The 23,441-nt window shown below is 64.8% G+C and carries 26 protein-coding genes; 13 read left to right on the top strand and 13 right to left on the bottom strand.

Annotated elements, in window-relative coordinates:
• Positions 1–2: 2 nt before the first annotated feature.
• Positions 3–3,164, bottom strand: a complete 3,162-nt coding sequence (locus tag MB901379_RS06015) for an ATP-dependent helicase (RefSeq protein WP_158015798.1) — start codon at positions 3,162–3,164, stop codon at positions 3–5.
• 118 nt (positions 3,165–3,282) lie between these two features.
• Positions 3,283–4,128 carry a DUF6159 family protein gene (locus MB901379_RS06010; RefSeq protein ID WP_158015797.1) on the bottom strand — a complete coding sequence of 282 codons (846 nt, stop codon included), beginning with the start codon at positions 4,126–4,128 and terminating at the stop codon, positions 3,283–3,285.
• A gap of 324 nt (positions 4,129–4,452) precedes the next feature.
• Here MB901379_RS06010 and MB901379_RS06005 point away from each other — a divergent pair, with 324 nt between their 5' ends.
• Genes MB901379_RS06005 through MB901379_RS05995 form a run of 3 tightly spaced genes read left to right on the top strand, consistent with a single transcriptional unit; the run spans position 4,453 to position 5,815 of the window.
• Positions 4,453–4,662: a hypothetical protein gene (locus MB901379_RS06005; RefSeq protein WP_158015796.1), complete on the top strand. Its 210-nt coding sequence runs from the start codon at positions 4,453–4,455 to the stop codon at positions 4,660–4,662.
• A 56-nt stretch (positions 4,663–4,718) separates the two neighbouring features.
• The gene (locus MB901379_RS06000; RefSeq protein ID WP_158015795.1) at positions 4,719–5,504 is read left to right on the top strand and encodes an alpha/beta fold hydrolase; all 786 of its coding nucleotides are present in this window, start codon (positions 4,719–4,721) and stop codon (positions 5,502–5,504) included.
• Between the two features lie 2 nt (positions 5,505–5,506).
• A complete protein-coding gene (locus tag MB901379_RS05995; protein WP_158015794.1) occupies positions 5,507–5,815 on the top strand; it encodes an MGMT family protein in 309 nt (102 codons plus the stop codon).
• On the opposite strand, the gene MB901379_RS05990 is transcribed toward MB901379_RS05995, so the two are convergent.
• From MB901379_RS05990 to MB901379_RS05980, 3 genes are all read right to left on the bottom strand, one after another.
• Complete coding sequence (locus tag MB901379_RS05990; protein WP_197717866.1) at positions 5,812–6,666, bottom strand: TIGR02569 family protein; 855 nt, start codon at positions 6,664–6,666, stop codon at positions 5,812–5,814. The genes MB901379_RS05995 and MB901379_RS05990 overlap by 4 nt on opposite strands.
• A 50-nt stretch (positions 6,667–6,716) precedes the next feature.
• The gene (gene moeZ, locus MB901379_RS05985) at positions 6,717–7,895 is read right to left on the bottom strand and encodes an adenylyltransferase/sulfurtransferase MoeZ (protein ID WP_158015792.1); all 1,179 of its coding nucleotides are present in this window, start codon (positions 7,893–7,895) and stop codon (positions 6,717–6,719) included.
• Between the two features lie 226 nt (positions 7,896–8,121).
• A complete protein-coding gene (locus MB901379_RS05980) occupies positions 8,122–9,147 on the bottom strand; it encodes a DUF3152 domain-containing protein (RefSeq protein WP_158015791.1) in 1,026 nt (341 codons plus the stop codon).
• 208 nt (positions 9,148–9,355) lie between these two features.
• Between MB901379_RS05980 and MB901379_RS05975 the strand changes: the two genes are divergently transcribed.
• The gene (locus MB901379_RS05975; RefSeq protein WP_158015790.1) at positions 9,356–10,039 is read left to right on the top strand and encodes a TetR/AcrR family transcriptional regulator; all 684 of its coding nucleotides are present in this window, start codon (positions 9,356–9,358) and stop codon (positions 10,037–10,039) included.
• On the opposite strand, the gene MB901379_RS05970 is transcribed toward MB901379_RS05975, so the two are convergent.
• Positions 10,036–10,278, bottom strand: coding sequence for a DUF3107 domain-containing protein (locus MB901379_RS05970; protein ID WP_158015789.1), 243 nt, complete (start codon positions 10,276–10,278; stop codon positions 10,036–10,038). The two genes, MB901379_RS05975 and MB901379_RS05970, sit on opposite strands and share 4 nt — an antisense overlap.
• 215 nt (positions 10,279–10,493) lie before the next feature.
• Between MB901379_RS05970 and MB901379_RS05965 the strand changes: the two genes are divergently transcribed.
• The gene (locus MB901379_RS05965; protein WP_158018979.1) at positions 10,494–11,216 is read left to right on the top strand and encodes a hypothetical protein; all 723 of its coding nucleotides are present in this window, start codon (positions 10,494–10,496) and stop codon (positions 11,214–11,216) included.
• Positions 11,217–11,228: 12 nt separating this feature from the next.
• On the opposite strand, the gene MB901379_RS05960 is transcribed toward MB901379_RS05965, so the two are convergent.
• Positions 11,229–11,924 carry a ferritin-like fold-containing protein gene (locus tag MB901379_RS05960; RefSeq protein ID WP_158015788.1) on the bottom strand — a complete coding sequence of 232 codons (696 nt, stop codon included), beginning with the start codon at positions 11,922–11,924 and terminating at the stop codon, positions 11,229–11,231.
• 260 nt (positions 11,925–12,184) lie between these two features.
• On the opposite strand from MB901379_RS05960, the gene MB901379_RS05955 reads away from it, so the two are divergent.
• On the top strand, positions 12,185–13,723 hold the full coding sequence (locus MB901379_RS05955) for a DEAD/DEAH box helicase (protein WP_158015787.1): 1,539 nt from the start codon (positions 12,185–12,187) through the stop codon (positions 13,721–13,723).
• Positions 13,724–13,737: 14 nt separating this feature from the next.
• Positions 13,738–14,952, top strand: coding sequence for an Rv3212 family protein (locus MB901379_RS05950; RefSeq protein WP_158015786.1), 1,215 nt, complete (start codon positions 13,738–13,740; stop codon positions 14,950–14,952).
• Positions 14,953–15,003: 51 nt separating this feature from the next.
• Here the strand turns inward: MB901379_RS05950 and MB901379_RS05945 are convergent, their stop codons facing one another.
• The gene (locus MB901379_RS05945; protein ID WP_158015785.1) at positions 15,004–15,804 is read right to left on the bottom strand and encodes a ParA family protein; all 801 of its coding nucleotides are present in this window, start codon (positions 15,802–15,804) and stop codon (positions 15,004–15,006) included.
• 76 nt (positions 15,805–15,880) lie between these two features.
• Here MB901379_RS05945 and MB901379_RS05940 point away from each other — a divergent pair, with 76 nt between their 5' ends.
• The 3 genes from MB901379_RS05940 to MB901379_RS05930 are packed head-to-tail and all read left to right on the top strand — an operon-like array spanning position 15,881 to position 18,056.
• Positions 15,881–16,480: an acid phosphatase gene (locus tag MB901379_RS05940; protein WP_158015784.1), complete on the top strand. Its 600-nt coding sequence runs from the start codon at positions 15,881–15,883 to the stop codon at positions 16,478–16,480.
• Positions 16,477–17,577, top strand: coding sequence for an isochorismate synthase (locus MB901379_RS05935; RefSeq protein WP_158015783.1), 1,101 nt, complete (start codon positions 16,477–16,479; stop codon positions 17,575–17,577). Before MB901379_RS05940 ends, MB901379_RS05935 begins: the two co-directional genes overlap by 4 nt.
• Positions 17,574–18,056 carry a GNAT family N-acetyltransferase gene (locus tag MB901379_RS05930; protein WP_158015782.1) on the top strand — a complete coding sequence of 161 codons (483 nt, stop codon included), beginning with the start codon at positions 17,574–17,576 and terminating at the stop codon, positions 18,054–18,056. The genes MB901379_RS05935 and MB901379_RS05930 overlap by 4 nt, the downstream gene beginning before the upstream one ends.
• On the opposite strand, the gene MB901379_RS05925 is transcribed toward MB901379_RS05930, so the two are convergent.
• Complete coding sequence (locus MB901379_RS05925) at positions 18,008–18,439, bottom strand: hypothetical protein (protein ID WP_158015781.1); 432 nt, start codon at positions 18,437–18,439, stop codon at positions 18,008–18,010. The genes MB901379_RS05930 and MB901379_RS05925 overlap by 49 nt on opposite strands.
• A gap of 374 nt (positions 18,440–18,813) precedes the next feature.
• Between MB901379_RS05925 and MB901379_RS05920 the strand changes: the two genes are divergently transcribed.
• The gene (locus MB901379_RS05920) at positions 18,814–19,779 is read left to right on the top strand and encodes a diacylglycerol/lipid kinase family protein (RefSeq protein ID WP_158015780.1); all 966 of its coding nucleotides are present in this window, start codon (positions 18,814–18,816) and stop codon (positions 19,777–19,779) included.
• Positions 19,780–20,061: 282 nt separating this feature from the next.
• The gene (whiB1, locus tag MB901379_RS05915; protein WP_003874607.1) at positions 20,062–20,316 is read left to right on the top strand and encodes a transcriptional regulator WhiB1; all 255 of its coding nucleotides are present in this window, start codon (positions 20,062–20,064) and stop codon (positions 20,314–20,316) included.
• A 61-nt stretch (positions 20,317–20,377) separates the two neighbouring features.
• Here the strand turns inward: whiB1 and MB901379_RS05910 are convergent, their stop codons facing one another.
• Entirely contained in the window at positions 20,378–21,880 is a 1,503-nt protein-coding gene (locus MB901379_RS05910) for a sensor histidine kinase (protein ID WP_158015779.1), read from the bottom strand.
• Positions 21,881–21,929: 49 nt separating this feature from the next.
• Entirely contained in the window at positions 21,930–22,145 is a 216-nt protein-coding gene (locus MB901379_RS05905; RefSeq protein WP_158018978.1) for a biotin/lipoyl-binding carrier protein, read from the bottom strand.
• A gap of 205 nt (positions 22,146–22,350) precedes the next feature.
• Here MB901379_RS05905 and MB901379_RS25255 point away from each other — a divergent pair, with 205 nt between their 5' ends.
• Positions 22,351–22,425, top strand: a complete 75-nt coding sequence (locus tag MB901379_RS25255; protein ID WP_011728008.1) for a 50S ribosomal protein bL37 — start codon at positions 22,351–22,353, stop codon at positions 22,423–22,425.
• Between the two features lie 7 nt (positions 22,426–22,432).
• On the opposite strand, the gene rsrA is transcribed toward MB901379_RS25255, so the two are convergent.
• Positions 22,433–22,738, bottom strand: coding sequence for a mycothiol system anti-sigma-R factor (gene rsrA / locus MB901379_RS05895; protein WP_158015778.1), 306 nt, complete (start codon positions 22,736–22,738; stop codon positions 22,433–22,435).
• Positions 22,735–23,388 carry a sigma-70 family RNA polymerase sigma factor gene (locus MB901379_RS05890; protein ID WP_162334445.1) on the bottom strand — a complete coding sequence of 218 codons (654 nt, stop codon included), beginning with the start codon at positions 23,386–23,388 and terminating at the stop codon, positions 22,735–22,737. The genes rsrA and MB901379_RS05890 overlap by 4 nt, the downstream gene beginning before the upstream one ends.
• Positions 23,389–23,441 lie beyond the last annotated feature (53 nt).

Raw genomic sequence — 23,441 nt, 5'->3', positions numbered from 1 at the left:
GCTCACGGCGTTGTCCCTTCGGCGTGGGCGGGACAAAACGGTCGTATCGGGCAGTGTGAACAACCGTCGTTGCGCCGGGCGATGAATTGCGGTCCGGCCGCAGCGTGGGCCGCCTGCCGGACCAGATTGCGCCAGTGGTCGCCGACGGCCGGTGTCAGCGGATCCTGCTCCCGTTGGGCAGCGCCAGTTATCCCGTTCTTCCCCGGATACACCAGCCGGGCGCCGCCGGGCCCGCTGCCCGTATCCACCATGCCCTCAGCCACCGCAAGCTGATACAACGCCAGCTGCGCGTGTTGTTGCGAATCGTCTTTGCTGACCGGCGTCTTGCCGGTCTTGATGTCAACGATCACCAGCCGACCAGCAGCGTCGCGTTCGAGCCGATCAACCCGGCCGCGCAACCGAATCGCTCCGCCGTCATCGCGCGATATCTCGAGGACGCCGTCAATGTCGACCTCGACACCGACCTCGGTCAGTTCGGCACGGGTCTGCGTTCGCCACTCGACAAACGTCTGGATCATACTTCGGTGCCGGACCAGCTCATTGGTCGAATACCAGTCGGCATCGAAAGGCAGGTGCTGCCATAGCCTGTCCAGCTCTGCCAGCAGTTGGGATTCCGTCTTGCCGGTCTCGGCGAACAGCGCGTGCAGCACCGAACCGACCGTGGACCGCAGCTCACGCGGGTTGGTTCCGCCGTGACGCTCGGCCAGCCAGCGCAGGGGGCAGTCGTTGAGAGTCTGAAGTGTCGATGGCGTCAAGGTGACGACGTCGTCGGGACCATAAAGCCGATCACTGGTGCTAACCGGAATCAAACCGTGCCATCCTGCCGGATCCGCCCCTGGAACACCGGCCTTGGCCAAGCGAGCTAGTTGTGTTGCCGCACATGCTCGATCGGCATCGCAAACGACGCCGTCGGGCGCGCACACGACACCGCGCAGCCGACCCACCACCGCCGCGGCCGACAAGACGCGCGGCACCGAAACCGGCTGCGCCGCATCGGGTCCGGCGTCACCATCAGCCCACTGCGAGAGTTCGTAGAAGAACGCCGACGGTAGTTCAACCTCTTGCCCGCCGGCAGCACCGTCGCTATCAACGGCCGTCACCAACAATCGGCGCCGCGCCCGGCCCATCGCGGCTATTAGCAGCCTCCGTTCCTCGGCGAGCAGCGGTGCCCGCACAGAGGTGTCGGCGGCGACGCCGTCGAGTTCGTCGAGCAGCCGCTGGGTTGCCAACACTCCGCCCCGCGGAATCGTGTTGGGCCACAGCCCGTCCTGCAATCCGGCGATAACTACCAAATCCCATTCGTGCCCTAACGCAGCGTGCGCACTGAGCACCTTCACTTGCTCTGTCGGCACCGCCGGGTCGGAGCTCACGCGCGGCAGCCGTAGCGCCGCCACATGGTCGATGAGTCCCCGCAACGAAGCGCCGGGGGTGTGCGAGACGTACTGGTCGGTGATGTCGAACAACGCGGTAACCGCGGCCAAATCGCGCGTGGCCTGGACGCCCGCCGGGCCATTGCGCTCGCTGGCCGCCAGCCAGCGAGTTTGCAGACCCGATCGATGCCACGCCGCCCAAAGCGTGTAGCGCGGATCCTGGCCTTCGCGATGGCAGCGTGCGGCCGCGTCCAGCACGGCGCGCACCCGCCGTACCGCTCCCGCCTTCGGACCCGGCAGCTGCGAGCCGCCACCTCTCGGTCGTTCCGGGGACAGCACCGCCACCAGCAAGTCGGCAAAGGACTTTGATGAGCGGTCGATCGCGCCTCGCAGCAGCGTGCGACGCAGCTGGCGAAGAGAGACTGGATCCACACGACCGATGGGCCCGGTGAGCAGGGATAGCGCCTGATCGCCGTCGAGCCCGTCAGCGGTCGCGGCCAATACGGTAAGCAGCGCACGCGTCGCCCGCTCTTCGCAGAGCGACCCACCAATTGCGGGCATCGCCACTGGAACACCGGCGGCGGCCAACGCGCGCGGCAACCGCGCGGCGGCCCGCGGGATGGACCTGACAATCACGGCCATCTGCGACCACGGCACCCCATCGATGAGGTGTGCCCGGCGCAGAGCATCGGCGATCATCGCCGACTCGGCATGCGTTGAGGCGGCAAGTCGGACGCTAACCGACCCGTCGTCACTGCCGCTGCCCTCGATCCGCCTGCCGGCACTACCGCCCGGCAGTCGGCTGGCAACGCCGCTGATTGCCGACGCCACGGCGGCTGCGCAGCGATACGACACCGTCAGCGTCACCGACGGATCCGTATCAAGGGGACCGCCGAGCAATCCCGCGGACTCACCACCCCGAAAACCGAATACCGCCTGGTTGGGGTCACCGGCGACCAAGGCAAGGTGAGTGCCCGCCGCCAACATGCGGATCAGCCGGGCCGCTTGCGGATCGAGTTGCTGTGCATCGTCGACCAGCAGGACCCGGATCCGGGCACGTTCGGCGGCCAACAACTCGGGATCGACCGCAAAGGCCTCCAACGCCGCCCCGACCAGTTCGGCGGCGCTCAATGCCGGCGCCGTCGCCTGCGGCGTTGCCGTCCCGACCGCCGCGCGCAGCAACATCACCTGCTCATACTGTTGGGCGAATCGACCGGCGGCGATCCACTCAGGACGCGCGCACCGACGGCCCAGCCGCTCCAGCTCGTACGGGTCCACGCCGCGTTCGGCGCAGCGCGCCATAAGGCTTCGCAGCTCGTTCGCGAATCCCGCGGTGCTCAGCGCCGGCCGCAGGTGGAGCGGCCAGGCGGATCGCTCCGCCGACGCGTCGGCAAGGTCACCGGCGAGCAGTTCCCGGATAATGGCGTCCTGTTCGGCACCGGTGAGCAGGCGCGGAGGTGCGCCCCCCGCACGCTCGGCCGCCCGCCGCAATACCGCGTAGGCGTAGCCGTGCACGGTGCGTACCAACGGCTCGCGGACCGCGGCCCGGCTCGATCCGGTGGCGCTCGACCGCAGCAACACAGACGTCAACGCGCTGCGCGCATCCATCCCCATCCGACCGGAACCGGTAAGCAGCAGAACCGATCCCGGATCGGCGCCCGCGGCGATATGAGCGACCGCGGCATCGACCAGCAGGCTGCTCTTGCCCGTCCCCGGGCCGCCCAGGACACGGACCAGGCCCCGCAATCCCGGCGCCAGAACCCCACGCGCCTGGGCATCCCAGCTGAGTGACATAGCGGCATGCAATCACAGGGGTCCGACAAGTTGACGCGACCACTGGCTGGCAACCGCAAATCTAGCCAAATTGCCTAGTTCATAGGCGGTTTCAGGTCCCCAGCCGCCGCCGCTGCGACTAACGCCGCTGGAACGCGGCCTGCAGCAGCTGGCCGTCGAACCCGACCGGCGCCTGACCGCTGACCGCGTACTGATAGACAGCAACGCGGAAGATCTGGCCCAACGCACTTGAGATCAACGACACGATGATGATGGCCGCGACCGTGATGGCCACGACGACCGCAGCCAGCACCGGCTGGCCGATCGCCAAAAAACCGATGGCTCCCCCGGCGCCGGCAACCACGATCGCGATACTGACCAGCCAAATCACCACCGTTATGGTGGCGGCTCCGGTAGCGCTTTCCCCCCAACGCGCTTTGACGACGGCCGCCGAACGCTTGAGCGATGCAATTGGTCCAGTGCCTTCGAGCGCCACTACCGGGACCACAAAAAATGTCGCAATCGCCCATGCGGCACCGGTCAGCCAAACCGCGATCTTGCCCAATAGTGGTAGGCGCTCCTCGAGCGCTCGCAGGATCAGACCCACCGTGGTGGCCACGAAAGTCCAGCCGAGGATGGGGCCAAGCCGATGCATCGCAGCGATGACTCCCTCGCTCACCTTGGTGTCCTCGCCGCGCATGGAACGCACCGCACATGCCGCCAAGGCCACATTGAAGAAGATGGCGATGAACGTCGACAGGTACGCCGTCGCCAACCCGGCGATGTAGAAAATCGGATCACGGCTATCCACCTGCTGGCCGTCAAACACCCCGCGCACAATCAACGTCGGGGCCCAAATCGCCGCCGTGGCCAGGATCGCGAAGACGGTCGACAGCAGCGGGAAGATCATCAGCGGCGACAAGTCGCTCTTTAGCACTCGCCAACTCTGACCGGTCAGCGCCCAGCCGCGTTTGATGCTGCCCATTGATGCTCCCCGTGGATTCGTTGGCCCTGTGCGCTTTGGGCGGCGAATGCGTTCGCTGGCGCGTCAGGCGTGAGTGGTTATCGTAGCCTCCGAGTTCGACACCGCGGCCGGTGTCAGCCCGGCGATTCACGCACCGATGAGCTAGAACACCGCAGGGTGTGCCGCGTTGGTCGCATTGCGCGTGAATCTTGGCGTTATCCGTCGAATAATTGAGCAGGAAGACCCGAACAGCCACCCGGAGGTAGACGATACGCAGTCGCACCGCCTCAACCTGCAAGCCGATCAGCCGGCGCACGCCGGATAACTACGGCAGGAGTATCGATCATGGGCAATGCTGAAGTAGCCGGTCCGCACGATGCGGTTCCTGAAGCCGACGCGGCGGACCAGAGACTGGAAGCCGGTTTCGACGACGAAGCCGGGTTGGACACCACATATTTGAGCAACGCCAGAGAACGGGATGCCAACGAGGCCGACGTGATCGACCAGGCCTACATAGTTCCGCCCCAGGACGACGACCTCGATATCGATCGCTGATCGCCCTCACCCCGACCTGAACGGCCGGTCGCGGCTCGACCTGGCACCATCGACACGTGACACCCGACCTCAACGTGCATGCCTATGGTCCGGCCGGCCCGGCGCAGGTACTGACCATCCACGGAGTGACCGAACACGGGCAGGCGTGGGAATTCTTGTCCGGCCACTTGCCCGAGGTAAGCATCGCCGCGCCCGATCTGCTGGGCCACGGCAGATCATCGTGGGCCGCGCCGTGGTCCATCGACGCCAATGTTTCCGCGCTGGCCGCATTTCTCGATCACCAATCGAACGGGCCGGTGGTGGTGGTTGGACACTCTTTCGGAGGCGCTATCGCACTGCATCTGGCCGCCCGTCGTCCAGACTTGGTAGGCGCCCTGATACTGCTCGATCCGGCGGTCGGCTTGGATGGCGCGCGAGTGCGCGAAGTGGTCGATGCGATGGTGGCGTTTCCCGATTACCCGGACCCCAGCGAGGCGCGGGCGGAGAAGGCAACGGGCGCCTGGGCCGATGTGGATCCCACCGTGCTCGACACCGAACTCGAGGAACATCTCATCGAATTGCCGAACGGACGCTATGGCTGGCGGATAAGCCTGCCGGCAATGGTGTGCTATTGGAGCGAATTGGCGCGCGATATCGTGCTACCCCCGGCGGGAACCCGGACCACACTGGTGCGGGCGGTGCACGCCGATCCGCAGTATGTCAGCGACGAACTCATCGCAGCACTGCGAGAACGCCTGGGAACCGAGTTTGATCTTCGGGACTTCGAGTGTGGACACATGGTGCCCCAGGCAAAGCCCACCGAGGTTGCCGCATTGATCCGCGCACACCTCAATAGGTCCTGACCATGGCGCCGGTCACCGACGACCAGGTCGAGCGGGTGCGCTCACTGGTCGCCGCGATTCCATCGGGACGAGTCGCTACATACGGTGATATCGCTTCTGTCGCAGGTCTTTCCAGTCCACGCATAGTCGGCTGGATCATGCGGACCGACTCAATGGATCTGCCTTGGCACCGGGTGATCACTGCGTCCGGCCGCCCAGCTCGACACCTCACCACGCGGCAGTTGGAACTGCTGCGAGCCGAAGGAATACTCAGCATCGACGGCAAAATCGCACTCGCGCGGGTGCGCTACCAATTCCCGCCAGGTGCTTAAAGGATCAACCGGACCAACGCCGCGGTACGGGCCAGACCCGGAAACGCCTCGGCCGAAGAACGTGGATGCAGAACATGCACCGATAACCGAAAGATTAAGGCACGCAACAACATTTGTGGCCATTCGGGGAGCGCGCTCCACCGCTCGACGAGTCCGTCGTCGGCGTCTCCCCAGGACAACGCGTCGACTACCGCCACCCCAGCCGCCCAGGAAGCGGGCCGCCAATATGGCGTAATGTCGGTGATCCCTGGCGCAGCCGTGCCAATGAAAAGCACAGTGCCATAGAGATCTCCATGCACCACCTGGTTAGGGCTCCGGGTTGGCTTGCGCAGCGTTGCCAGCTGATTGACGAGCTCAGCGGAGTGCTCAGCGTCCACGGTCGCGGGGGCCGAACGCGCCCCCGGTGGAATCGACTGCAGTGGGCGTTCCTCCCACGCTGCGCGGTCGGCAGCAATGAAGACGTCGACATCCGCCCACGGCGTGGCAGGACCCTGAGTCAGGAATCGCGGCCGCTCCAACTTGTTGGTGGCCTCGTGCAGCCGAACCGCCGCCGAGACAACCTCATCGTGCCGGGGCTCCGGGGTGCCAGCTACGAATGTGTCTGCCCGCCAGCCGGAAACCACGTACCTTCCGTCGGTCGAGCGGACCGGCCGGGCCAAGCGCACCCCGTCGACAAACAAGGTCTCGCGGACCCGGGCCGACCAGGCCGCGCGGGCGTTGTCGGCTGCCATCGACAACACAACTTCGCCGCAACGCCATCCGCCTTCCCAGCTGGACCCCAACGAGGCGGGCTGCACACCGGTCAAACCAAATGCCGCCAACACGTGCTCGGGCGGCGGCTCGACACTCACACGAGTCAGCCTAGTGGAGGCCATCTGGGCTACCAGGGCCCGTATCCGGCTTAGTACATCACCATGCCGGGCTGCATCTGCTTGGCCCAGGCCACGATCCCGCCCTGTAAGTGGACAGCGTCGGCGAAACCGGCCTTCTTCAACACCGCCAACGCCTCGGCGGAACGCACACCGGTCTTGCAGTAAAGCACCGGTTTGCGGTCCTGCGGCAGCCTGGCCAGACCCTCACCGGAGTTGATCAACGACTGCGGGATCAGTTGGGCACCATCGATGTGCACAATCTCCCACTCCACGGGCTCGCGAACGTCGATCAACGCCAGTTTCTTGCCGGAGTCCATCAGCTCACGCAGCTCCTGCGGGGTGATGGTCGAGCCACTGGCCGCCTCGGCCGCAGCAGCCGATGCCACGCCGCAGAACTGCTCGTAGTCGATCAGCTGGGTGATCTTCGGCGTCGACGGGTCTTTACGAATCCTGATCGTGCGATAGGTCATCTCCAGCGCGTCGTACAACATCAATCGACCCAGCAGCGGTTCACCCAGCCCAGTGATCAACTTGATCGCCTCGGTGCCCATGACCGACGCGACGGACGCACAGATAATGCCCAGCACACCGCCTTCGGCACAGGACGGCACCAAGCCGGGAGGCGGCGGTTCGGGGTACAGGTCGCGATAATTCAGGCCTACCCCGCCCGGGGCGTCCTCCCAGAACACCGATACCTGGCCCTCGAAGCGGAAGATGGAGCCCCACACATAGGGCTTGCGGGCCAGTACCGCGGCATCGTTGACCAGATACCTGGTGGCAAAGTTGTCGGTGCCGTCCACGATGAGGTCGTATTGCCTGAACAGCTCGATGGCGTTGTCGGGTTGCAGTCTGACCTCGTGCAACCGAACGTCAATCAGCGGGTTGATGGCTTCAATCGAGTCGCGCGCCGATTGAGCCTTGGACCGCCCAACGTCAGCCACCCCGTGGATGATTTGGCGCTGCAGATTCGACTCGTCGACGACGTCGAAGTCGACGATGCCGATGGTGCCCACCCCCGCGGCCGCCAGGTACAACAGGGTCGGGGCCCCAAGACCCCCGGCACCGATTACCAACACACGCGCGTTCTTGAGTCTCTTCTGCCCGTCGACACCCAGGTCGGGAATGATCAGGTGGCGACTGTAGCGCGCCACCTCTTCGCGGCTCAGCGTTGCCGCAGGCTCAACCAACGGCGGAAGCGATGTCGACACCGAACATCTCCTCGGTCAGCTTCGAATTTGACGTCGATGCATGTCCTTCACAACCATCACAGCAGTTGCGGGGATCGACGGCAATGATCTGCGCCGGATTTCAACGGCCAGCACGTTCCTGCCCGCCTCCTCAGCACGCCGCAAATGCGGCGTGCATCGTCGCCGGGCTAGACCCAATTGCCCGCCTCCTCAGCACGCCGCAAATGCGGCGTGCATCGTCGCCGGGCTAAGCGATTGGGTATGGCCACGGATTAAAACGGCAAGTCTTGCCGTCCGCCTTGACAAAGTCGGGGTCAAATTGGGCCGCGTCGTCGTTAGACGTGGAAAACGTTTGTTGCATCATCACCGGCGCCAGGCCGCCCTGTTTGTCGCACGCTTCGTGACGCAGATACCCGATGGCATGACCAACCTCGTGATTAATCACATACTGCCGATACGAGCCGATATCGCCTTCGAACGGCACCGCTCCACGCACCCAGCGTGCTTCGTTGATGAAAACTCTTGCTTCCCGATTGGCACCGAACGACGGGTTGTAGCAGGACGTCTCCAGCCGGAATTCGTAGCCACACCCTTCCCGCACCGTCAGCGGCGACACCAGCGAAACACGGAAGTCGGGCTTTCCGGTATCGACCCGGATGAACGCAAATTGCGGATTGTGGGTCCAGCCCTTGGGATTGGCCAACGTCTGGTCGACCATCTGCGCGAAGGCGTCGTCGCCGCCGTACATTGTCGGATCGAGCCCGTTCTCGATCTCGACGGAGTACCTGAACACCTTGGCCGTACCCTGGCCCACCTGCGGCGTCGTACCCGGAACCACCCGCCAGGACTTGTCTCCCCCCTGGGTAAAGGGGCCACCATCGGGAAGTGTGCCGGCTGGCAGGTTCGCGTCGAACGCGGCCAAACCGCGCGGCGGGGTGTCGATGATCGCCGTGCCAACCGACCCGATCGATGGCGGTTCATGAACGGTCTCGGCCGCCGCCGGCTTCGGCGCCGCGGTTCCGGTCACGGTCTGATACACCACCACCACGGTGAGCACCAACAGCACCGGCAGCGCATACGCACGCCACCCGTAGGTCGACACGAACCGTCCCACCCACGTCTGCTTGCGCCATTGGCGGGGCCGCTCGCGATCTACCCGGACACGTCCAGCACCCTGGCCGAGGGGGTCCCGCTGGGCCCGTAACGGTTCACGCCACTCATCACGTAGCACAGGTACTCGACCTGCGCCGTGCAGTGGGGGTGGCGAAGTCATTTCCCCAGGATGGCACAGTCGGCCCGCAGTACCAGTCCTGGCGCGCCCGAATGTGCCGTCCGACCACGACCGATCGGCACCGTATCGGCGCGGCGGCGGCACCGATCGGGTGAGTTCGAGTCGGCACAGCGGCGCGGGTAGTAATGTCGTTGCGACAAACGGTAAGGCCGCGGGGATGGCAAGTGGCCGACAAGCAGATTGAGGACCGATGAGCGATGTCGCCAAGGCGGCGCAACAGCGTGCCGTGAGACCGGCCGAACGCGTGCGGCCGGTCCAAGGTGCGGCCCCGAACCGGCGCGGTAACCGACTTCCCCGAGACGAACGCCGCGGCCAACTGCTTGTGGTTGCCAGCGACGTCTTTGTCGACCGCGGCTTCCATGCGGCCGGCATGGACGAAATCGCAGACCGGGCAGGCGTTAGCAAACCCGTTCTGTATCAACACTTCTCGAGCAAACTCGAACTTTACCTGGCGGTGCTTCATCGGCACGTGGAGAACCTGGTCTCCGGCGTCCAGCAAGCGCTGCGCACCACCACCGACAACCGGGGGCGCCTGCATGCAGCGGTTCAGGCGTTCTTCGACTTCATCGACCACGACAGTCAGGGTTATCGGCTCATCTTCGAGAACGACTATGTCACCGAACCCGAGGTGGCAGCCCAGGTCAGAGCGGCCACCGAGTCATGCATCGATGCGGTGTTCGCCCTGATCAGCGCCGATTCCGGACTCGACCCGCATCGCGCCAGAATGATCGCGGTGGGCCTGGTCGGCCTGAGCGTCGACTGCGCCCGGTACTGGCTGGATTCCGACCGTCCGATCACCAAATCGGACGCGGTCGAGGGCACGGTCCAGTTCGCCTGGGGCGGACTATCGCACGTGCCGCTAGCTCGTACTTAGCCCTTCGCGGCATCGACTCCGATTCCAAAACCCACCCGCCGGGCGTCGGAGACCCCGATCTCGACGTAGGCGATCTTGGCCGCATGAATCAGAAACCGACGGCCCCGCTCGTCATCCAGGCCCAACAGGGAGTCGTCGCTTAGCGCGGCGCTGACCAGTTCTTCGACTTCACCGGGCGTCTGCGGACTGGAGAACACCAGCTCGCGCGGACTGTCCGTGATCCCGATCTTGACCTCCACGAGGGCCCCTTCCGTTGGTATTCCATCGCTGGCGCTTGAGCAGCAGGCTAGTAGACGCGCCTGGCGCACCCCGACGCACATAGGCCGCGTGGCCCCAATCGGCTGTTCACGGTAAGCGAAACCGGGCCCGGCCGTTCATCACGATTAGGTTTAACCTGGCCCGACACGCCACACGACCCCTGACCGCTCCTCGATGCGTCGATACCATCGGCCTCATCAGCAACACGACTCACACCCTCTACGACAACTTTCGCGACGTCCAGGACTATCCGGACGACGAAGGTTACGACGACGGAGCCGACTACGGCGGCTACGAGGAGTTGGCTTGGCCTGCCGACCGTCGGTGGCGCCCCGTCGTCGCAATTCTTGGCGCGGTGCTTGCTCTGGGCGCCGTCGCGACCGCGGTCATCATCAACAGCGGCGACAGTGCGACCACCAAGGCCACAGTCGGACCACCCGCACCGCGCACGGTGATCTCTACCACGCCGCACGCCACCGCCCCGCCCAGGACCACAACCAGCAGCGCGCCCAGCACCAGGCCCACCACGTCGCAGCCCCAACTCCCGCGGGAAACCGTGACCACGGTGACACCGCCAAGCTCCGCACCAATACCGCCCCCCGCCGCCGCGCCGCCGCGAGCCAACCCACCCCCGTCGGCCGCGCTCAGTCCGCGGACGGTTTTCTACAGCGTGACCGGGTCCAAACAGCTCCTCGACATAGTGAACGTGGTCTACACCGACGCCCGGGGCTTCCCGGTCACCGAGTTCAACGTGGCCTTGCCGTGGACGAAGATGGTGGTCTTGAATCCCGGCGTGCAGACCGAGTCGGTCGTTGCGACCAGCATCTACAGCCGTCTGAACTGCGGGGTTCTCAACGCCCAGGGGCAGCTGGTGGTCGCTTCGGCCAACAACTCGATCATCGCGACGTGCACTCGCTAGACCGATCGGCGATCAGCTAAGTCCCAGTTCGCGCATCCGTTGATCGTGCGTCTGCTGCAGCCGATCGAAGAACGAGCTCAGCTGGCCCAGGCCACCGGTACCCGAAACCACCAGGTCGACCAGCTCATCGTGGTCGGCCAGCACGAATTGGGCCTGCGTGATGGCTTCACCCAGTAGCCGACGAGACCACAACGCCAGTCGGCTGCGCTGTTTGCCGCTGGCGGTCACCGCGGCGCGCACCTCGGCGACGACAAATTGGGAGTGCCCGGTCTCTGCCAACGCGGCCCGCACCACGCCGGCCACCTCGTCGGGTAGCCCGCCGGCGATCTCCAGATACAAGTCCGCCGCCAGCGCGTCCCCTACGTAGGTCTTGACCAAGGCCTCCAACCAGGTACTCGGCGTGGTGAGCCGGTGATAGTTCTCCAGCGGCGACACGTATTTCGCCATCGCCGGAACCACGTCCACACCGCGACTTTCCAGGGCGTCTCTCAGCAGCTCGTAGTGGCCCATCTCGGCGGCCGCAATGCTGGCCATCGAGATGCGCCCCGCCAGATTGGGCGCCATCCGCGCCTCGTCGGTCAGCCGGTAGAAGGCCGCCACTTCGCCGTAGGCCAACAACGCGAACAATTCGTTGACGCCTGGATGATCCGCTGACAGCTGTGGCCTGGTCGGATCGGCCACCTGGTCGGCGGATGAGGGCGAAGTCATGGCAACACTCTAGTCGCCGGGGACGGTTCCAAGCGGGTGGCCGCTGGAGGACCGGGTATCATGGTCATTTGGTAGTGGCCGTATCTCTGTGCTGCCGCTGCCGGGAAATGTGCGTGCACGTAGCTGGCCCCGCCCAATGGAGCGGTGGGCCGGCCGCTCGGCGAAGTATCGGAGTCGGAACTCGTGTGCGCGTGAACTGCGACAGAGAAACACGACACCAAACCGACCGATACCGTCACCGAAAGGCCCTTCACCCGCGTATGACCGCACTCAAAAGCACAACCGAAATAACATTTGCCACAATCGGAGTCCGCGACGAAATTGCGCGGGCACTGAGCGAAAAGGGCATTGAACGCCCCTTTGCTATCCAAGAACTCACCCTGCCCCTCGCGCTTGCGGGTGACGACCTAATCGGCCAGGCCCGCACCGGCATGGGCAAGACCTTCGCTTTCGGCGTTCCGCTACTGCAGCGCATTACCTCCGCAACCGGGGTCCGAGCACTGACCGGCACCCCGCGAGCACTGGTGGTCGTGCCCACCCGCGAGCTGTGCTTGCAGGTCACCGAGGACCTGGCGCTGGCGGCCAAGTATCTGACCGCCAGCACCGAGGACGGCGGCGAGCGTGCGCTGTCGGTGATCTCGATCTACGGGGGCAGGGCCTACGAACCGCAGATCGACGCGCTACGCACCGGCGTCGACGTCGTCGTCGGCACCCCCGGCCGGCTACTGGACCTATGCCAGCAGGGTCACCTTCAGCTGGGCGGGTTGTCAGTGCTGGTGCTCGACGAGGCGGATGAGATGCTCGACTTGGGCTTTTTGCCCGACATCGAGCGCATTCTGCGACAGATCCCCGCGGACCGGCAGTCGATGCTCTTTTCCGCAACCATGCCGGACCCGATCATCACCTTGGCCCGTACCTTCATGAGCCAGCCCACGCACATCCGCGCTGAGGCACCGCATTCCCTGGCCGTACACGACACCACCGAGCAGTTTGTCTACCGCGCGCACGCGCTGGACAAGGTTGAGCTGGTCAGTCGGGTGTTACAGGCCCGCGAGCGTGGCGCGACCATGATCTTCACTCGCACCAAACGCACCGCCCAGAAGGTCGCCGACGAGTTGAACGAGCGCGGCTTTGCGGTCGGCGCGGTGCACGGCGACCTTGGCCAGGTGGCGCGCGAAAAGGCGCTCAAGTCGTTCCGCAACGGCAACATCAACGTGCTGGTCGCCACCGATGTGGCGGCGCGCGGAATTGACATCGATGACGTCACCCACGTCATCAACTACCAGTGCCCCGAAGACGAGAAGATGTATGTCCACCGCATCGGGCGCACCGGCAGGGCCGGTCGCACCGGAGTCGCGGTCACCCTGGTGGACTGGGACGAGCTGGCCCGTTGGACGATGATCGACAAAGCGCTGGGCCTGGGCTCCCCTGACCCGGCCGAGACTTACTCGAGTTCGCCGCACCTCTACGCCGAGCTATCTATCCCTGCCGAAGCTAGCGGAGCCGTTGATTCGCCCCGCAAATCGCAGGCCAAGAAGCGTGCCATCGATCAAGCCGGCCAGCAAAGCGAGAAATCCGGGCGCGCGCGCTCGGGCTCCAAGCGTCGGCGCACCCGCGGCGGCAAACCGATCATCGGGCACCCCACCACCAGCCCGGTGGCCAGCACCGAGGCCGCCACGGAAGCGGGTTCGGGTTCGGGGTCCAGCTCCCCATCGGGCAACGCGGGGACAACGCGACGCCGCCGTCGGCGTCGCCAGCCCGCGGGCGTTCAAGACAACACCAGCGCATCGGCCAGCTGAGTCTCGGCTGACGCATGGTCAGACCCGAGCGACGCACCAGAGGCGATCTTCTGGCCGCTGCGGCCATCGTAGTTGTCGTTGCGGTGGTTGCGGCGCTCATCTGGTGGACCAGTGATGCACGGGCGACCGTTAGCCGGCCCGCCGCCGTTCCGGCGCCCAACCCGACCCTGGCCCAAGACGTCCCGGCCGCACTTTCGCAGCTGTGGACCGCGCCCAGCCCCGCCACCCGGGTACCGGTGGTGGCGGCGGGGACCATCGTTACCGGGGAGGGACGCCAGGTGCAGGGGCGGGATCCTGTCACCGGGGAGGTGCTTTGGAGCTATGCCCGCGACACCGATCTGTGCGGGCTGACCTGGGTCTACCGCTACGCGGTCGCGGTCTACCGAGACGACCGCGGATGCGGTCAGGTGAGCACCATCGACGGGTCCACCGGCCGCCGCGGGCCCGCCCGTAGCAGCTACGCCGATCCGCAGGTGCGCCTTTCCTCCGACGGCACGACGGTCTTGTCGGCCGGCACTACGCGGCTGGAGCTATGGCGTTCCGACATGGTCCGGATGTTGTCCTTCGGCGAGACGGACGCACGGGTGAAACCCGCAAACCGCGGCCTGCACTCCGGATGCACGCTGGAGTCGGCCGCCGCGAGCTCTTCGGCCGTCGCGGTTCTCGAGGCCTGCACGAACCAGGCGGATCTGCGGCTTGTCCTGCTGCGCCCGGGTAAGGAAGAGGACGAACCCGAACAACGAATCGTGGCCGAACCCGGTGTTCGCCGGGGATCGGGTGCTCGCGTGCTGATCGTCTCGCACAACAACACCGCGGTGTATTTGCCGTCACCACAGCCTCGGATTGAGGTGATCGACGAAACCGGCACCACCGTGGCGACCACACTGCTACCCAAGCCGCCACCGGCCTCGGCCGTCGTGTCGCAGACCGGCAACTTGGTGACGTGGTGGACCGGCGATGCACTGATGGTTTTCGATGCGGGCAAACTGACCCCGCGCTACACCATCGCCGCCGGCGAAACGACGGCACCGTTGGGACCGGGCGTGCTGATGGCAGGTCAGCTGCTGGTACCGGTCACCGGCGCAGTCGGCGTCTACGATCCGGTCAACGGCGCGAACATACGCTACATCGCGGTCGAGCGGCAGCCGAGCAGTTCAGCCGTGATCCCCGTCGTTTCGGGTTCGACGGTGGTTGAGCAACGCGGCGACGCGGTGGTGGCGTTGGGCTAACCCGCCGCCACGGCGCGGCAACGCCGAGAATCCGAATCTCGCCGACCCCGGTTAAGCCTCTACCGCGAAGGTAGGCAGTGCCTTGCCGGATTTCCAGTGCTTAAGCAGCGCCTGCGCCAATTCCCGATAAGCGATCGCGCCCTTGTTCTTACGCCCGGCCATCACCGAGGAGCCCGAAGCGCTGGCTTCGGCGAATCGCACCGTGCGCGGGATCGGCGGCGCCAGCACCGGCAGGTCGTAGCGATCGGCGACGTCGAGCAGCACGTCACGGGTGTGCGTGGTACGAGGGTCGTACAGCGTGGGCAAGGCGCCCAACATTCGCAGTTGCGGGTTGGTGATCTGCTGCACATCGGCGATCGTGCGCAAGAACTGCCCGACACCGCGGTGCGCGAGAGTCTCACACTGCAACGGAACGATCACCTCGTCGGCGGCGGTCAGCCCATTGAGTGTGAGCACACCCAGCGACGGTGGGCAATCGATGATGACGACATCGAACTGGTCCGAGAGTTTGGCCAACGCTCGTTTCAGCGCATATTCCCGACCGGCCCGCATCAACAACATCGCCTCGGCCCCGGCCAAGTCGATGTTGGCGGGAAGCAGCGTCATGCCCTCCATCGTCGACACCAGCGCGGCGTTGGGCTCGACTTCCCCGAGCAGCACCTCGTGCACAGAAACCGCGAGTTTGTCCGGATCGTGGCCCAGCGAGAAAGTCAAACAACCCTGCGGATCCAGATCGACAAGCAGCACTCGCCGTCCCTTGTCCACCATCGCCGCACCGAGCGAGGCGACCGTTGTTGTCTTGGCCACCCCACCCTTCTGGTTGGCCACCGCCAGTACCCGGATCTCCGTCACAGTGCCATCCTGGCATGTGCCCGGCATTGTGGCTGGGGCAACTGGCCCGGCATGTCGTCGGGCACAATCGGTCGACATGGGCGTGCACAATCACCAACTGATTTTGCTCCGACACGGCGATACGGAGTGGTCGGAATCGGGTAAGCACACCGGGCGAACCGATATCGCGTTGACCGAGGACGGCCGAGCGCAAGCGGAGCTGGCCGGCCGGGCGCTAAACGAACTCGACCTCGACAGCCCGCTGGTGATCAGCAGCCCGCGCAAGCGGACCCTAGCCACCGCCGAATTAGCCGGCCTGAAGGTGGACGAGGTCTCTGAGCTGGTTGCTGAATGGGACTACGGTGCATACGAAGGCCTAACTACCCCACAGATTCGCGAATTCGAGCCGGATTGGCTGGTCTGGACGCATGGCTGCCCGGACGGGGAATCCGTCGCGCAAGTCAGCGAGCGCGCCGACCGAGCAGTCGACATTGCGTTGGAGCACATGACCTCCCGCGATGTGGTAATCGTCGGTCATAGTCACTTTTCCCGGGCCGTGATCACCCGTTGGGTCGAATTGCCGCTGGTCGAAGGCACCCGCTTCTTCATGCCCACCGCGTCGATCGCCATCTGCGGGTTCGAGCACGGGTTGCGCCAACTGAGCGCGCTCGGAATGAAAGGGCATCCGGCCAATTGAGCCCCAGCGAACCACCCTTCGCGCTGCTCGGGCCCAGAGGAAATCTGGTTGCCAGCGGTGTGTGCAAGCAATACGGCGATGTGCCGGCGGCGCGAGCCGCTTTGCGCGCCGGGAAAGCACCAATGCTGTTGGGGGCGTTACCTTTCGATGTTCATAGACCCGCCGCCTTGATGGTGCCGACGACGGTGCAGCGCATGGACAGCCTGCCCAACTGGCGAACCGACCCACTGCCCAGGGTGCGCATCAGCGCCGCCGTGCCGCCCCCGGCCCAGCACCGCGCCCGAATCAGCCAGGCGCGGGAACAACTTGCCGCAGCTGACAATTCGCTGAGCAAAGTGGTGCTGGCTCGCGCCTTGCAGCTGACCGCCGATGCGCCGCTGGACGCTCGCGTCATCGTGCGCAGACTGGTAGCTGCCGATCCCACCTCATACGGGTACCTCGTGGACCTGAGCGCCGCCGGCGACGACTATGTGGGGGCAACCCTCGTGGGCGCCAGCCCAGAACTGCTCGTCGCCCGACTCGGCGACCGAGTCACTTGCCAGCCCTTCGCCGGCTCGGCACCCCGCGCCGCCAACGCCGACGTCGACGCCGCCAACGCAGCGGCGCTGGCCGGCTCGGCCAAGAACCGTCACGAGCATCAATTGGTCATCGACGCACTGCGCGCCGCCCTGGAACCCCTATGCGACGACCTCGAAATTGCTGCAGAGCCCAGATTGACCAGCACCGCAGCGGTTTGGCACCTGTGCACGCCGGTGACCGCGCGACTGCGCGACACCTCGACGACGGCCCTCGATCTGGCGGTCGCGCTACATCCGACGCCTGCGGTCGGCGGTGTGCCGACGACCGCCGCCACCGAACTGATCGCTGCGCTCGAAGGCGACCGCGGCTTCTACGCGGGCACCGTCGGTTGGTGTGACGCGCGGGGGGACGGTGATTGGGTGGTATCTATACGTGGTGCCCACCTATCAGCCGATCGTCGCACCGCGCTCGCCCACGCTGGCGGCGGAATCGTCGCCGAATCCAATCCCGATGACGAGGTCGACGAAACCACAACAAAATTCGCCACAATACTGAATGCCTTGGGAGTGGAGCAGTGACCGACAATATCCGCGTCGCAACACCTGAAGATATCGCCGAAATTACCGCCATGATCCACGAACTCGCCAAGTTCGAGCGAGCTGCCGATCAATGCACCGTGACTGAAAAGCTAATGTCAGCAGCGCTTTTCGGCCCTTCGCCAACGGTACGAGGACACGTCGTCGAGAGCGATGGTCAGATCGCGGCCATGGCTTTGTGGTTCCTTAGCTTCTCCACCTGGGACGGCGTCGCCGGGATTTATTTGGAGGACCTCTATGTGCGGCCCCAGTTTCGCCGCCGGGGTTTGGCCCGTGGGTTGCTAGCAACCCTGGCTGATGAATGTCTTACCAACGGCTACACCCGGCTGGCCTGGTCGGTATTGAACTGGAACCGCGATGCCATCGCCGTCTACGACAGCGTCGGCGGTCAGCCGCAGACGGAGTGGACGACCTATCGGGTGTCCGGCCCGGAGTTGGCCGCGCTGGCCGGGCCGCGCTGATCATCGCCGGCGGCCCAGCGCACGGACTGCGGGCTGAACAGCATTACCAGCACCGCCAGCGCCAAGATGCCCACCGGTATGCCGAACGCCGGGCGGTTCGAGCTGACCGTCAGGTACCACGCCACGGGCAGTAGCAACAGCTGGGTGACCACGGCCAGTCCGCGTCCCCAACGCTTGCCAGCCACCAGAGCGCAGCCGCCGGCCAGGACCCCGCTGCCGACGAGAACAAACCACACTGCGGTACCGAGACCGCTGACCACACGCTGATCGGCACCCGCAAGCCCCCGCACCGTCAACACCGCGGCCATCACCAGCGCCGCCACGCCTTGAACCGCAACAATCAATCCGGCACGGCGCACGGTGGTCGGGGCGCGAGCGGTCACCAGATCAGCGTAGCCATGGCGCGGTGAACCGTTGCGCTGCCTGTTCGTTGACGCTCATCGAGCGACCCACCCCACCCAGACAATCACACGGGATGCAGCCGTCACATGCGTCCCTCCCCCGGGCGGCACACTTTTTGCCCGCCTTTGCGCGACAACCATCGGCATTCCGACAGATTCCGCCGTGGCTCAGTCGTTGTCGCTCCTAGGCGGGCACAACGCACATCGCCCCTGGCAGAGGCCAAAGTGGCCAATGTGACAACACCGTTCCACAGTGTCCCAACCCGGCCCGCATCGTCGCACGGCCTACCCCAATTGCCGCCCTCCTCAACGGCCCAACCCGGCCCGCATCGTCGCACGGCCTACGCTCATGAACCATGCGTGCCGTGTTGATCGTCAACCCCACCGCCACTTCCATCACACCGGCCGCCCGAGACCTGGTCGCGCACGCGCTCAAAAGTCGCCTCCAACTCACCGTTGAGCACACCAAACACCGCGGTCACGGCGCCGAACTTGGGCACGCGGCCGTCGCCGCCGGGGTGGATCTTGTTGTCGTGCACGGCGGGGACGGGACGGTCAGTGGAGTAGTCAACGGCATGTTGGGCCGCCCTGGCTCGCCGACCGCGGGCCGGATACCTGCCGTGGCCGTGGTACCTGGTGGTTCAGCCAACGTGCTGGCCAGGTCACTGGGTATCGCGCGCGACCCCATCGCGGCCACCAACCAGCTAATCCAGCTGCTCGACGACTACCGCCGGCGGCCTCAGTGGCGCCAAATCGGACTCATCGATTGCGGTGAACGCTGGGCGGTATTTAACACTGGCATGGGCATCGACGCCGAGGTGGTCGCCGCGGTGGAGGCCGAACGCGACAAAGGCGGCAAAGTTACCGCCGGACGATACATTCGGACGGCCGCACCCACCCTGTTGCGCTACACGCGCCGCGAACCCACACTTACGCTGGAACTTCCGGGCCGCGAACCGATTCCGGGAGTCAGCTTCGTCTTCGTGTCCAACTCAAGTCCCTGGACCTTCGCAAACAACAAGCCCATATGGACCAATCCGGACTGCACCTTCGAGACGGGACTCGGGTTGTTTGCCCTGACCACCATGAAGACCTTCCACACCCTACGGATCGTGCGGCAGATGTTCGCCAAACGACCGAAGTTCAACTTCAAGCACCTCGTCACCGACGACGACGTATCTTGCCTGCGTGTTACCAGCACGGCCGCTCCAGCCGCCTGTCAGTTCGACGGCGACTACCTAGGAGTGCGTCAAACCATGACGTTTCGGGCGGTTCCCGACGCGTTGGCAGTCGTCGCTCCGCCGCCAAAAAAGCACCTGTGAACTGGGCGAACCTAAGATGTGACAAGCTCGCGATGCAAATGTGGGGGGAATTTGGGCCCGCAGTGTAGTACAACTGAGTAAGGGCTTTCGTAAGAGATCATTGACGTGAGATAGCCCACGCACTTACGTAACACTATTGACATCTGTTGAGCCTGTGAAACGATCAAAAGGTTGCATGCAGAGAGACATGTAGAGGTACGGAAACCTTTCTTGTGCACGCGTTAACAGCCAAGGAAAATAGCCCGTGCGCAGTGCTGCGCACTTAGTGAGGAGTAGTGACTAATGGATTGGCGCCACAAGGCGGTCTGTCGTGACGAAGATCCGGAGCTGTTCTTTCCGGTAGGAAACAGCGGTCCGGCCCTCGCGCAGATCGCTGACGCGAAACTGGTCTGCAATCGATGCCCGGTAACCACGGAATGCCTTGGCTGGGCTTTGAACACTGGTCAGGACTCAGGCGTCTGGGGAGGCATGAGCGAAGACGAGCGACGCGCGCTCAAGCGCCGCAACGCCCGGACGAAGGCCCGCAGCGGAGTCTGACAGACGTAGCACGTAGCTGTACGGCCCCGACAAAGTCGGGGCCGTACTGTTGCGCGGTGGATTACAGCAGCAGCCGGCCCCGACGACCGATCGGTACCCGCAGCACCACGTCGGTACCCCGTTCTGGGGCCTGCCGCATTCCCAACGAACCGTCGAGTTCAGCAGACACCAAGGTCCGCACGATCTGCAGGCCCAGGCTGTCCGACTTTTCCAAGCTGAATCCTTCGGGCAGCCCGCGTCCATCGTCGTGCACCACCACGTCGAGCCAACGTGCCGAACGCTCCGCACGAATCGTCACGGAGCCTTCCTGTGCCCGCGGGTCGAACGCGTGCTCAATAGCGTTCTGCACCAGCTCGGTGATCACCATGATCAGGGCTGTGGCGCGGTCGGAGTCCAGCACGCCGAGGTGACCAACTCGATTGATCCGGATCGGCCTGTCCACCGATGCCACATCGTTCATGATCGGCAAGATCCGGTCGATGACCTCGTCAAGATTTACCTGCTCGTCCACCGACATGGACAAGGCATCATGGACCAACGCGATCGACGACACTCGGCGCACCGACTCGATGAGGGCCTCCCGGCCTTCGGCATTAGTGGTCCGCCGGGCCTGCAGCCTCAGCAGCGCCGCCACGGTCTGCAGGTTGTTTTTTACCCGATGGTGGATTTCTCGGATCGTCGCATCCTTGGAGATGAGCGCTCGGTCCCGGCGCTTGACCTCGGTGACGTCACGAATCAGTATCGCGGCACCGGCGCTGGACCCATGCACCACCAGCGGCAAAGTCCGCAACAGTACAGTGGCGCCACCGGCATCGACTTCCATGCGCATGCTCGGCCCGCCGTTCAGCAAGTCCCGTACATGCTCGGCCATCTCCTCGGCCTCAAACGGATCCGAGATCAGCGGCCGGGTTACCTCGACCAGCTTGTGCCCCTCCAAGTCGGTGGTCAGGCCCATCCGGTGATAAGCCGACAGCGCATTGGGGCTCGCGTACGCAACCACGCCGTCGACATCCAGACGGATGAAGCCGTCACCCGCCCGCGGGGTGGAACGTGACATCGCCACGTCGGCGACGTCGGGAAAAGTACCCTCAGCCAACATCTGCAGAAGGTCGACGGCGCAGTCGCGGTAGGCCGTCTCCAGGTGCCCGGACGCGCGCTCGGCCGCGACCGCGGTTTGATGCTGTGTCAGCACCGCCACCACCTGATCGCCGTACCGAACCGGGGATGCCTCGATCGTAGGACCAGAAAGTTGATCCGAATGCTGTTGGTCTGCAGCGCTTTCCCGCCTGGCCATGCCTGACACGAAGGCTTCGGCAACCAGCGGCATGCTGGCGGCGGCGACGACTCCGGCCACCGCGTCGGCCTGCAACACTGTCGGCGCGGTATTCGGCCGGCACTGCGCCACACACACCAGAGCGCCGTCGTCCCGGCGAACCCACATCAAATAGTCGGCAAATGACAAGTCGGCAAGGAGCTGCCACTCCCCCACCACCGCATGCAAGTGGTCGACCGCATTGCCTGGCAATACGGTGTGTTCGGCCAGCAGATCACCGAGAGTGGACATCAGATAACTCCAGAGTCGCTCCCGGATGGCGGGTATGAACGAATCAACGCTAGCTGATCACGGCAATGAGATCGCCGGCCTGAATGACGTCCCCCACCGCCACGCTCACCTTGCTCACCGTGCCGGAGACTTCCGCCAAGACCGGAATCTCCATCTTCATCGATTCCAGCAGCACCACAATGTCACCCTTGCCGACCTGGTCGCCTTCACTGACCACCACTTCGAGCACGCTGGCCACGATCTCGGCTCGAACATCCTCGGACATCTTCACCCCACTCGCTTCGGCCATTGCGCACGCTGATTGCTGATCCATCGAACCTCCGTCAGGCTCATGTATATCGAACCATAAGGCCGTGGGCTTGTTGCGGCGCGCGGCCTACTGCGGCCACACCGCCGGACACGTGAGAGACTGGCTGCAACCGCGCGGCCCCTAACCGCCCCGCACCCTGACCAAACACGGAGGTTCCCCCATGGCCAAGCGTGGCCGTAAGAAACGCGACCGCAAGCACAGCAAGGCAAACCACGGCAAGCGGCCGAACGCTTAACCACTCATCACGGGCCACCACGGATGATGGTGGTCCGGCTGATCTCCAGCCGTAGACGTTCGCGCAGGCCCTCCGGCGCCTTTTCCCCTTTGCACTTGGTCGCGATCAGCAGTTTGATCCGCTCCTCGAGCCCGTAATGCTTCAGACATCCGGGGCACGCCTCGAGGTGCTCGCGCAGCTTTTGGCGACTCTCCGGGGTGCACTCACCGTCAAGCAGGGTCCATACCTCGGCAATCACCTCTGCACAGCCCAGGTAGCCGTGGGAGTCTTCGCTGTCCGAGTACGAATCGGTTGAGCTGGGAAAATCGCTCATGATGACACCTCCTCATGGGCCTGCTCACCGCGGATAAAGCCCCGGTCTTTGGCCACATCTGCCAGCAGCGCGCGGAGCTGACGTCGGCCGCGGTGCAGCCGCGACATCACCGTCCCGATCGGTGTGTCCATGATTTCGGCGATCTCCTTGTATGGAAAACCCTCGACGTCGGCGTAATAGACGGCCATGCGGAATTCTTCCGGCAATGACTGCAGAGCCGTTTTGATCTCCACGTCCGGCAACAACTCCAGGGCCTCGACCTCGGCGGAACGCAGCCCGGTCGAGGAATGCTCGGCGTTGGCCGCCAGTTGCCAGTCGGTGATCTCTTCAGTTGGATATTCCGCCGGTTGCCGTTGCTTTTTGCGATAGCTGTTGATGTAGGTGTTGGTCAGGATCCGATACAGCCAGGCCTTCAGGTTGGTGCCCTCCCGGAAGGAACGGAACCCCGCGTATGCCTTCACCATCGTCTCTTGCAGCAGGTCCTCGGCATCGGCGGGATTGCGTGTCATGCGCAGCGCGCCACCATACAACTGGTCCAGCAGGGGTATCGCGTCGCGCTCGAAGCGAGCCGTCAGTTGCGCGTCGGTCTCCTCGGGCGACCTGGGCTCGGGAACCTCCGACCCGGTCACGCCATCGATGTCATCAGCCATCTTGCTTAACACGATCCCTTCGGTCGAGGTATCACCGGACAGCGCCGGTACCG

This window comes from Mycobacterium basiliense (assembly GCF_900292015.1).
Classification (GTDB): Bacteria; Actinomycetota; Actinomycetes; order Mycobacteriales; family Mycobacteriaceae; genus Mycobacterium; species Mycobacterium basiliense.
The sequence above is the reverse complement of the archived record's forward strand: the minus strand, read 5'-3'. Positions and strand labels throughout refer to the sequence as shown.